The sequence below is a fragment of the Desulfovibrio sp. 1188_IL3213 genome, assembly GCF_036763145.1.
Lineage (GTDB): Bacteria > Desulfobacterota > Desulfovibrionia > Desulfovibrionales > Desulfovibrionaceae > Desulfovibrio.
On the sequence record NZ_JBAIYR010000452.1, the window covers coordinates 1 to 1,711 of the forward strand.

At 60.0% G+C, this 1,711-nt stretch carries 1 protein-coding gene and 1 pseudogene; both read left to right on the forward strand.

Features of this window, described 5'->3' with window-relative positions:
- The coding region (locus V6C16_RS12515) for an FG-GAP repeat domain-containing protein (protein WP_333543360.1) at positions 1-1,221 on the forward strand (1,221 nt) is incomplete at its 5' end.
- A 108-nt stretch (positions 1,222-1,329) separates the two neighbouring features.
- A pseudogene (locus tag V6C16_RS12520) lies at positions 1,330-1,581 on the forward strand (phosphoribosylamine--glycine ligase N-terminal domain-containing protein); the annotation flags it as partial.
- Positions 1,582-1,711: the final 130 nt, after the last annotated feature.

A 1,711-nucleotide genomic window follows, 5' to 3' on the forward strand; every position in this document is an offset into this window, starting at 1 on the left:
ACGGCGGCCGCTGGCCCGCGCGGCGGCAGCGTCACCCCCGGTGGCGACATTGTTACCAACGAGACCGGCCAGCAGCAGATGTATCTGAACCCGCAGTTCCGCTATCAGGGTTCAGGATCCACCGACGGTTCGCGTCTGCGCAGCCAGCGTCTGCCTTACACCATGGTCGGCATGGCCGTGGGTGATTTTAACGGCGACGGCAAAAACGAGATCGCCCTGCTGAGCGAAAACCACCTGCGCATCTATATGTGGGATCAGGACGGCAAGCTCAAACTTTTGGGTGAAACCCTCATTTCGCGTTCCAACAAGAACTTTTCCATGCGGGCCATTGACCTGAACCGCGACGGCGCCATGGATATTGTGGTGGCCACCTTTGAGGACGACAGCAATCGCCCCTACAGCTATTTTTACAGCTTCAAGGGCAATAAGTTCACCCAGGTGGCCGAGCGCATCCCCTATTTTGTCAGCGTGCTGCGTCTGCCTCCCACCTTCACGCCCACGCTTGTGGGCCAGGGCTGGGATTCGCTCAAGCTTTTTGCCCCCGGCGTGTACTCAATGGTGAAAACCGGCGGCAAGTACACCTTCGGCGCGCGTCTTGACCTGCCCACCGGAGCCACCGTCTTTAACGTGGCCTGGCTGCCGGGCGGCAGAAACGGCAAGGGCGACCAGCTTGTCATGCTCACTGACGATGAGCGGCTCAAGGTCTTTCAGGGCCACGGCAACACCCTTGTCCACACCACTATGGAGCGTTTTTCCGGCTCCTCCACCGGCATGGACCACTATAAGGGCATGCCCGGCCTCGGCGTAGACAAAAACTATCAGCTGCCGAGCAAGTATTACGCCCCCATGAACCTGATTGCTGCGGATATCGGCCACACCGGCGAATATGTCATGCTGGTCAACAAGCCCATATCCACGGCTTCGCAGATGTTTGACCGCTACCGCTACTTCCCGCAGGGCGAAATTCATGCCCTGTACTGGGACGGCGTGGGCCTCGGCCTCAAGTGGAAGACGCGCCGCATTCGCGGTTCCGTGGCGGCTGTGGACCTGGCGGACGCCACCAATAACGGCGTTCTTGATCTGGTGGTGGGTCTGAACACCTCACCCGATCTTGGCATTGGCAGCCGTCAGTGCATGATCACGGCATATCCCCTGGACGTGTCGGCCACGGACCCCAACGCCCCTGCGGATATGAGCGACTTTGAAGTAAATCCCAACTAGGCGTTTTCGAGGGCGGGCGGCCCACGCGCTCTGCGGCGGGCAGCCCGCCCCCGGCAAAGCCCCTTTATGGGGCTTTGCCTTTTCATCAGCACACGGCAAGGAGTGAGCATGCGAATCCTGGTAATAGGATCCGGTGGGCGGGAACACGCCCTGGTCTGGAAATTCATGCAAAGCCCCGGCGTGAGCGCGGTTTTCGTCGCTCCCGGCAACGGCGGCACCAGCAGGGAAGGCGCGGTCAACGTGCCTGTGGCCGTGGATGATCTGGACGGGCTGGTTGATCTGGCCCGCAAGGAAAAGATTGACCTTGTGGTTCCCGGTCCGGAACTGCCCCTGACCCTGGGCATTACCGACCGCATGCGCACGCCTAGCCAAGGGTTCATACGGAGGGTTTAGCAAAGCATCGCGATCCGGGCAGGCAATTTTGTCCAACGAAGGGCCTGCAAAAGACTTGCGACACAAAACGTCGTTGTGACGAAACAACACAGTTGAT